General features: G+C 32.3%; 9 protein-coding genes and 5 tRNA genes. 2 read left to right on the forward strand and 12 right to left on the reverse strand.

The features are described from left to right. Positions 1–59: 59 nt before the first annotated feature. From ACJAX4_RS20310 to ACJAX4_RS20345, 8 genes are all read right to left on the reverse strand, one after another. Positions 60–134: transfer RNA gene (locus ACJAX4_RS20310), tRNA-Gln, on the reverse strand. 8 nt (positions 135–142) lie between these two features. Then, positions 143–218 (reverse strand) — tRNA-His (locus ACJAX4_RS20315). A 4-nt stretch (positions 219–222) separates the two neighbouring features. Continuing rightward, a tRNA-Arg gene (locus ACJAX4_RS20320) sits at positions 223–299 on the reverse strand. Positions 300–322: 23 nt separating this feature from the next. Continuing rightward, positions 323–396 (reverse strand) — tRNA-Gly (locus tag ACJAX4_RS20325). 15 nt (positions 397–411) lie between these two features. Further along, positions 412–487 (reverse strand) — tRNA-Pro (locus tag ACJAX4_RS20330). A gap of 188 nt (positions 488–675) precedes the next feature. Next, entirely contained in the window at positions 676–1,146 is a 471-nt protein-coding gene (locus ACJAX4_RS20335) for a metallophosphoesterase (RefSeq protein ID WP_435791259.1), read from the reverse strand. A 41-nt stretch (positions 1,147–1,187) separates the two neighbouring features. Next, on the reverse strand, positions 1,188–1,784 hold the full coding sequence (locus ACJAX4_RS20340) for an XTP/dITP diphosphatase (RefSeq protein WP_435791260.1): 597 nt from the start codon (positions 1,782–1,784) through the stop codon (positions 1,188–1,190). Between the two features lie 34 nt (positions 1,785–1,818). Continuing rightward, complete coding sequence (locus ACJAX4_RS20345) at positions 1,819–2,793, reverse strand: AIR synthase family protein (RefSeq protein WP_435791261.1); 975 nt, start codon at positions 2,791–2,793, stop codon at positions 1,819–1,821. A gap of 93 nt (positions 2,794–2,886) precedes the next feature. Here ACJAX4_RS20345 and ACJAX4_RS20350 point away from each other — a divergent pair, with 93 nt between their 5' ends. Then, entirely contained in the window at positions 2,887–4,272 is a 1,386-nt protein-coding gene (locus ACJAX4_RS20350; RefSeq protein WP_435791262.1) for a hypothetical protein, read from the forward strand. Positions 4,273–4,303: 31 nt separating this feature from the next. Here ACJAX4_RS20350 and ACJAX4_RS20355 read toward each other — a convergent pair whose 3' ends face one another. Continuing rightward, the gene (locus ACJAX4_RS20355) at positions 4,304–5,902 is read right to left on the reverse strand and encodes a peptide ABC transporter substrate-binding protein (RefSeq protein WP_435791263.1); all 1,599 of its coding nucleotides are present in this window, start codon (positions 5,900–5,902) and stop codon (positions 4,304–4,306) included. Positions 5,903–6,093: 191 nt separating this feature from the next. Here ACJAX4_RS20355 and ACJAX4_RS20360 point away from each other — a divergent pair, with 191 nt between their 5' ends. Continuing rightward, the gene (locus ACJAX4_RS20360) at positions 6,094–6,342 is read left to right on the forward strand and encodes a hypothetical protein (protein ID WP_435791264.1); all 249 of its coding nucleotides are present in this window, start codon (positions 6,094–6,096) and stop codon (positions 6,340–6,342) included. A gap of 38 nt (positions 6,343–6,380) precedes the next feature. On the opposite strand, the gene ACJAX4_RS20365 is transcribed toward ACJAX4_RS20360, so the two are convergent. The 3 genes from ACJAX4_RS20365 to ACJAX4_RS20375 all read right to left on the reverse strand — a co-directional run. Further along, on the reverse strand, positions 6,381–6,632 hold the full coding sequence (locus tag ACJAX4_RS20365) for a hypothetical protein (protein WP_435791265.1): 252 nt from the start codon (positions 6,630–6,632) through the stop codon (positions 6,381–6,383). Next, positions 6,595–6,843: a helix-turn-helix domain-containing protein gene (locus tag ACJAX4_RS20370; protein WP_435791267.1), complete on the reverse strand. Its 249-nt coding sequence runs from the start codon at positions 6,841–6,843 to the stop codon at positions 6,595–6,597. Before ACJAX4_RS20370 ends, ACJAX4_RS20365 begins: the two co-directional genes overlap by 38 nt. Positions 6,844–6,902: 59 nt before the next feature. Further along, on the reverse strand, positions 6,903–7,404 hold a 502-nt coding region (locus ACJAX4_RS20375; RefSeq protein WP_435791266.1), incomplete at its 5' end, for a helix-hairpin-helix domain-containing protein.

Here is a 7,404-nt window from a genome sequence, read left to right on the forward strand (position 1 = left end):
AACCCCGGACACCATGATTAAAAGTCATGTGCTCTACCAACTGAGCTAGTAAACCATATTGGCTGGGATAGCAGGATTTGAACCTACGAATGCCACAGTCAAAGTGTGGTGCCTTACCGCTTGGCGATATCCCAACAATAATTGGGGTGAAAGATGGGGCTCGAACCCACGACAACCAGAATCACAATCTGGCGCTCTACCAACTGAACTACTCCCACCACATGGTGTGTCTTAAGGGATTCGAACCCCCGGCCCACGCCTTAGAAGGGCGTTGCTCTATCCAACTGAGCTAAAGACACTTATATATATGCTTAAGCATATTTGGAGCGGGTAGAGGGAATCGAACCCTCGTAACTAGCTTGGAAGGCTAACACTCTACCATTAAGTTATACCCGCATATTTATTTTAAAATGGTCGGGGTGACAGGGATTGAACCTGCGACCTCATGGTCCCAAACCACGCGCGCTCCCAGCTGCGCTACACCCCGATATTCATTAAACCTTTATATTAGAATGTTTAATGTTCCAAATTAACTCTTTCGCCACGAATTTTAAAAATGATTGTTTTTTTGTGACGACATGGATTATTCTACACCATATACACTAATACGTCAATACTTTTTTTAAAACTTTAATGTTGAATATTGCAATAAATTGTCCCATAGTATCTCTTTCACTAAAATCTTATTAAATTGGGGTCTATGACATCTCCATTAATATTAATAATAGCAAAGCTGCGAGCCCCATCTCTTGGCTCAGATGCACTGCCTGGATTTATATACCATATACCCTCTTCAAAATCTATTTTCGCAATATGGGTGTGCCCATATAAAACTATGTGAGCCCCAGTTTCCAGTGCCTTATATCTTAACTTATACAAATTTTCTTTTACACTGTATTTATGTCCATGAGTTAAAAAAATCTTTTTCCCGCCAACATCTTCTACGCGGTCAAATGGCGTCTTAGCGGAAAAATCACAATTACCTTTTACATTAATTATTTTCCCCTTGTAATACTTCTTTATAATTGATATGTCATCTATATTATCACCTAAGTGAATTATCACATCCATTGCCTTTATTTTCTCTCCTAGCAGCTCAATACTACTAACATTCCTATGTGTATCACTCACAACTCCTATACGCATTTAAACCCACCTTGTCCTTCAATAAAATAATATTACACTAACTATATTAATCTTTCCATTTCATTTTTTAATTTTGCTAATGCTCTTCCCCTGTGACTAATAGCATTTTTCTCTTCTGGGCTCATTTGTGCAAAAGTTTTACTTACTTCACTCACAAAAAACAGCGGATCATATCCAAACCCTTCTTCTCCTCTAAATTCATCTGTTATTATCCCTTCTGTTTCGCCTTGCACTTTAACCATTTCATAATTATTTATTATGAGTACCATGGCACAAATAAATTTAGCTTTTCGTTGTTCTTCTCTTTTACCATTTAATAAAAATAGTAATTTTTCATTGTTTTTACTAGTATTCCCATGCTCTCCTGCAAATCTCGCTGAAAAAATACCTGGCGCTCCATTTAAAAATTCCACTGATAATCCTGAATCATCTGCAAGTACCATATCACCATGAGCTATTTTAAAAATTTCACTAGCCTTTATTTCTGCATTTTCCATAAATGTAGTACCTATCTCTTCTACGTCGATATTAATATTAGCTTCTTTCAAAGATAATACCTGAAGTGGAAATTGTGATAAGATTTGCTTTATCTCTGAAATTTTATGTTTATTATTACTAGCAATTATTAATTTCTTCATTATTCTCCACGCCTCTCATTTTGGCATATACTACTTATATACCAAATAATTCATCTCTAGTAGGTGGCAAAACATCTCTTTCTATATTATCTGTTACTAATATGCCCCTAGCTTTAGTTATTTTTCCTATAGTCGTAGCCTTTATACCTTTACTATTTAATTTATCTACTAACTCTTTACCACTCGCAACTGTTATTAGCATGCTACCTGAGGATATAAATTTTAAAGGGTCAATATGGAGCATATCACATATTTTATAAGTTATATCGCTAATTGGCATTTTATCATTATATACCCTAAATCCCAAATCACTTGCTTCAGCTACCTCCCAGAGCGCTCCGAGCACTCCCCCTTCTGTTATATCATGCATTGCATTAACTCCATGCTCTCCAGCTATACTGCCTTCATTAATCACACTAATACTATTAACATAATCTTTTGCTATTTCTATTTCTTTGAGTGTTAAAACATTCGATACTTTCTGTAAATGATCATTTACTATAATTGAAGTCCCTTCCATACAAAGCAATTTTGTAACAACAATATCATCACCTATATTGGCTCCTGAGGTTGCTACCGCGCTACCTTTTTTCCCTTTTCCAATAGCGGTGCATGAAACCACTATTCTATTAACAGCCTCAGTGACCTCAGTGTGCCCGCCTAATATCTCCACATTGTGTTTTTTTGTCTCTTCATCTATTTCCGCCATTATATTTTTTATATCCTGAAGAGTGGCCGTTTTCGGCACTAAAATTGTAACTAAAATACCCACTGGCTCAACTCCACAAGATGCTATGTCATTACAATTTATATTAACTGCGAGTTTACCTATATTTTTATCCGCTCCAGTTATTGGGTCAGTAGAAACAACGCATTCATAATCACCAAAATCTATGACACTACAGTCTTCTCCTATTCCACTTCTAATTCTTACATCAGAACGTACAACACTTTTATTACCGTCAATTATTTGTTTTAAATCATCCCAATTAAGTTTTCCAACTTTCATTTAAATTCTTCCTCCCTATTTTTATAAAACTAGCACATTTTAACAAACCAAATCATATTATTTATATAAGGATTAATATATGGCGGTGATATTTTGAAATTTATAGGACCTTTTTTAAGAACCAATACACTAAACAAAAATAACATAAAAAATCAATTCTTCTACTTATCAAAAGAATCATTAAAAGATATAGTTTTCGGTTCGAAATGCGGTATATATATTTCCTCGCGTGACTTGAAATCTAAATCTTTTTCTAAGATTGATATTAACACAACTAGTGTAAATTCTCCACTTTTATGTATCTACAGAAAAGCAGGCGCTAAATTAAAATCCCAGGACGGTATCTTAACTTGGAATGAAACCAAGGTCAAAAAGGAAATAACAATTAATAGCAATGCATTTATGACGTTATCACTATTAGAGATGGCAGACTATTATCGTAGCTTTGAAAATGTTGATGATAATATATATTCTCTAAGTTCGACTTACCATAAACTATCCAAAGAACAGTTAGAATTTTATGCTTCCAATTTTCGAAATAAAGACGGTCTTTTTGTTGATAAAAAGGATTTAACCGACCCTCTAAAACAAGAATTTAATTTTGAAAACAAAAACAATAAATTCAAATTTTCTGATCAAGCATTTATGATGGCAGCATACTACAAATATTCTTGTTATGATAAAAACAAACACGAGGAGGAATATAAAAAGTTTGCTCTAGATATATTAAATATGTTTATTCAATTTAAAGAAGAAATCTACAATGTGTCCTTTGAAGAACTCAATAAAATATGCCTTGCCTTGAATGTTTTTTATAAGTACTCTGCCCTTGAACAATGCGAGGATTTGTTAAAAGATTTTTCGGATTTGCTCATAGAACAATATAATGCTAAACCATCTATAATTATTAACGCAAAATTAGATTATTCCTGTATGCTTTTTATAAATTGTATGCTTATGTATAACAATAGCCACTTTCACAAATTTAAAGAAACAAGTGACGATTTATATGAAAAGCTTATAAAATTATACGAAAGTAATAAGGGCATACTTCTAAAAGAAAGTACTGATAAAGAGATAATTTATACTTGTGATGAGCTCCTATTATACATGTATAGCCTAATGCTATATTCAGATTTTAATAAATCAGAGGATAATTCTTCCATGCTTCAAGACATTTTTAGACATCAAATTCTAGATTCTGGTTTAGTTTTAAGCTGGCCTGAAGGTCCTTCTTTAGATAATCCAGAACACTATAGAAATTTCTCACTAAAATCAGAGGATTTAATAGGAGATGAAGATTTTAAACTACCTAGTGTACCTACCCCTGAAAACAATGAGCTTGCCTCTGTCTTTGTTAAAGATATTGTATACAATAAACGAAAAGAAACCTTTAAGCAAAGTAAATCCTCTTTTGATAGCAGTAAGAATATGTTTATATTCTTCTTAACCATATTTTTCAGGAACGAATCAGATTAGGCTTACTATGGGACTGCTTATCAGCAGTCCTTTATTCTTTATAAGCATAATCAAATACTAAATTTCCACCTTTAGTGGTATATATATCCTTAATGTTTTCTTTCTTACAAATAACGGTATTACCTATGTATACGGGAATACAAGGCAATTCTTCAGCTAATATTTCTTGTGCCTCGTTATAACTTTTTTTCTTATTTTCTTTATTGTTTTCTACTGATACATTTTCAATGATTTTATCATATTCTAAATTATTATATCCATAAACATTATATGTAGAGTTTGATGTCCATCGACTAAAAAATTTATAAACATCTCCGTAATCTTCATTAATTCTTGAGAATATTATATCATAATCTCCTTTTTCAACAACTTCATTAAGTTCACCTTTTTTATAGCCTGTGCAAACCACCTTTATATCTAAATATTCTTCAATGTTTTTAGCTATTTCGTTACTTATTACAGTATCAAAATTTTCGCTTTCATAAATCATATATATTTTTTGACCTTTTTTAAATTTGCTGCTATCTAAATATTCTAATGCTTTATCTTTATTGCCCGATCCATTAAAGATTGCTTTACTGCTATTATCATTATTGCTAGTTGACGTTGTATAATTCATGGCAGGCACCGCCAAATCTTTCCATATCGTCTGTATAATTAATTTTCTATCTATAATTGCACCTATTGCATTTCTAAAATCTATATCCAATGGATCTCTTTTATTTCCTAGATCTTTAATTTTTAAATTAAAAGTTAAATAATACACACTCTGAGAAGGTATAACTTCAGTTTTGTTTTCCATACTAAGGGAGATTACTTCACTTATTGGTGGACTTACAAATACATCAATTTTTGATGTAGAAAGAATCTCAGTAGTTTGGAAGTCTGCTAAAGCTTTCTCCTCATCTTTTATGGAAGTAAATAGCATTTCACTACTGATAATCTCCTCAGCTCTCCAATAATTTTCATTTTTATGTAAAGTTAACTCTCCTTCTTCATTTACGTCTTTTATAATAAATGGACCACTATATTGAATCTCTTCATAGTTATATTTGAAGTTTTTTAGATTTAAATCATTTTTCCTTAAAGTAAAAACTGGATTACTAAGAATATTTAAAAAATAATCATTGGGGCTGTTTAATCTTATTTCTAGCGTTAAATCATCTTTCGCTACAATAGCAACTCCATCAACATTTACTTTCCCCATACTAAACTCCTCAGCTCCATATATACAATACAACTCCTTAGCGTATATATTATCTTCCTCTAACAGTGTATCCAAAAAAAATCTCACAAAATCTCTAGCTTTTATTATAGTCCCATCACTATAGTGGATATTTTCTCTTAACTTAAATGTATACCCTATTTTATCCTCTGACATATCGACTCTCTCTGCCATAGCAGGTGCTATTTCACCGTACTTATCTTCTCGTACTAGGCCTTCAAATAAAGCTAACAACAAATCCTTTTGTCGTGTATTATCATTGTTTGCCATAGACAAATCAGCCGGCAATTCTCCTACATTGTAAACTAAATATTTCCTAGAAGTTGACGGTTCAACTTTCTTTTCAACACATCCGCTGGTTAGCATCATCATAAATATTAACATTGCACATAATATTTTTTTCATACGTACCTCCTACTTTCCCATTACTCAAAGTATTGACCTCTAATATATGAAATAATCAATAGCATAATATTTAAATAGAGTTTCTAGTTTGCATTTCATATGTTAGCCTTTTATAGTTTAATTATGTTATAATATACTTATTCATTTACATAATTTATGTAAATACGCGGTTCTTTTGGGGGGGTATTTCTATGCTAATCATAACTATTCAAATAATGGCTGTACTTACCATGTTAACTTTTATGTTTACCGCAATATGGGGTTTTATTCTTTTAATTAAAATATATGGCCAGTTAAGATATAAAAATTATTTAATGGAGAAACTTATACAGAGCACCTCTAAGTTATCTTTAAGCCATAAAACTAGAGAATGCACTAAAGATCATGTTGTAGTTGAAGATACTTTTAAGCCTAATAATAAAGAAATATTAGAGTCATAACATAAAAAAAGACGCCAATTGGCGTCTTTTTCTTTATCCTAAATATTCGTATCTTCGACATTGAGAGTAGCTAAAATTCCACCATGAGTTATTGTAAATTCATGAGCTAGCTTATTAATTTCAGCACTTTTTCTTATTCCATCAATTTGCTCTTTGCTCTTAATAAGATTTCTTGTTGGCACTACGCAGCCTTGCTTCTTCAAGGTTTCTAATTTTTTATCAAAGTCCAAATGGCACTTTTTATATTTTAATCTACTTCCACACCTGAATTTGCACAACATTTCCTGCATATGTAGATCTTTTTGCTGCACGTAAAAATTCTATTATATTTTCATTTATAGAGTCAACTTTATTCTCTTCTATATATAAACCGCAATTTTCTTCATAATCACTAACTAATTTATCAATACTTACTTTAAAGAAATCACTTAATGCAATTAGTCTTGCAATGTCAGGATATGAATGCCCCACTTCCCACTTGGCTACTGCCTGTCTTGATATACCTAGTTACGCCGCACAAAAAGAGCATCGATTGACCTCGATGCTCTTTTGTGTACTTTTTATTTCAACATATTCACTAGTTCCTCTTCAGTTATTACTGTAATTCCAAGCTTTTGAGCTTTTGTAAGTTTACTTCCTGCATTCTCTCCTGCTAGAACGTAACTAGTTTTACTAGAGACAGAACCCGATACTTTCCCACCGTGACTTTCTATCATTACTGAGGCCTCGTCTCGCCCCATAGAAGTCAGTGTTCCAGTTACAACGAAGGTTAGTCCATCAAACACGTTATCGACCTGATTCGACTCTTCTACAGCCATATTTACTCCATACTCTTTTAGTCTATCAATTATTTCTAGGTTTTTATAATCATCAAAAAATCTCAGTATGCATAAGGCACTTATTTCACCTATATCAGAAACATCTTGCAGTTCCTCCAAAGACGTATTTTTTAAATCCTCAATAGATTTGTAATGCTTCATTATACTTTTTGCTGCTACCTTTCCAATATTAGGAATTCCAAGACCAGTAAGTAGTTTTTGTGCTTCATTTTCCTTTGATTTA

Source organism: Clostridium sp., assembly GCF_051278035.1.
Classification (GTDB): domain Bacteria; phylum Bacillota; class Clostridia; order Clostridiales; family Clostridiaceae; genus Clostridium_AD.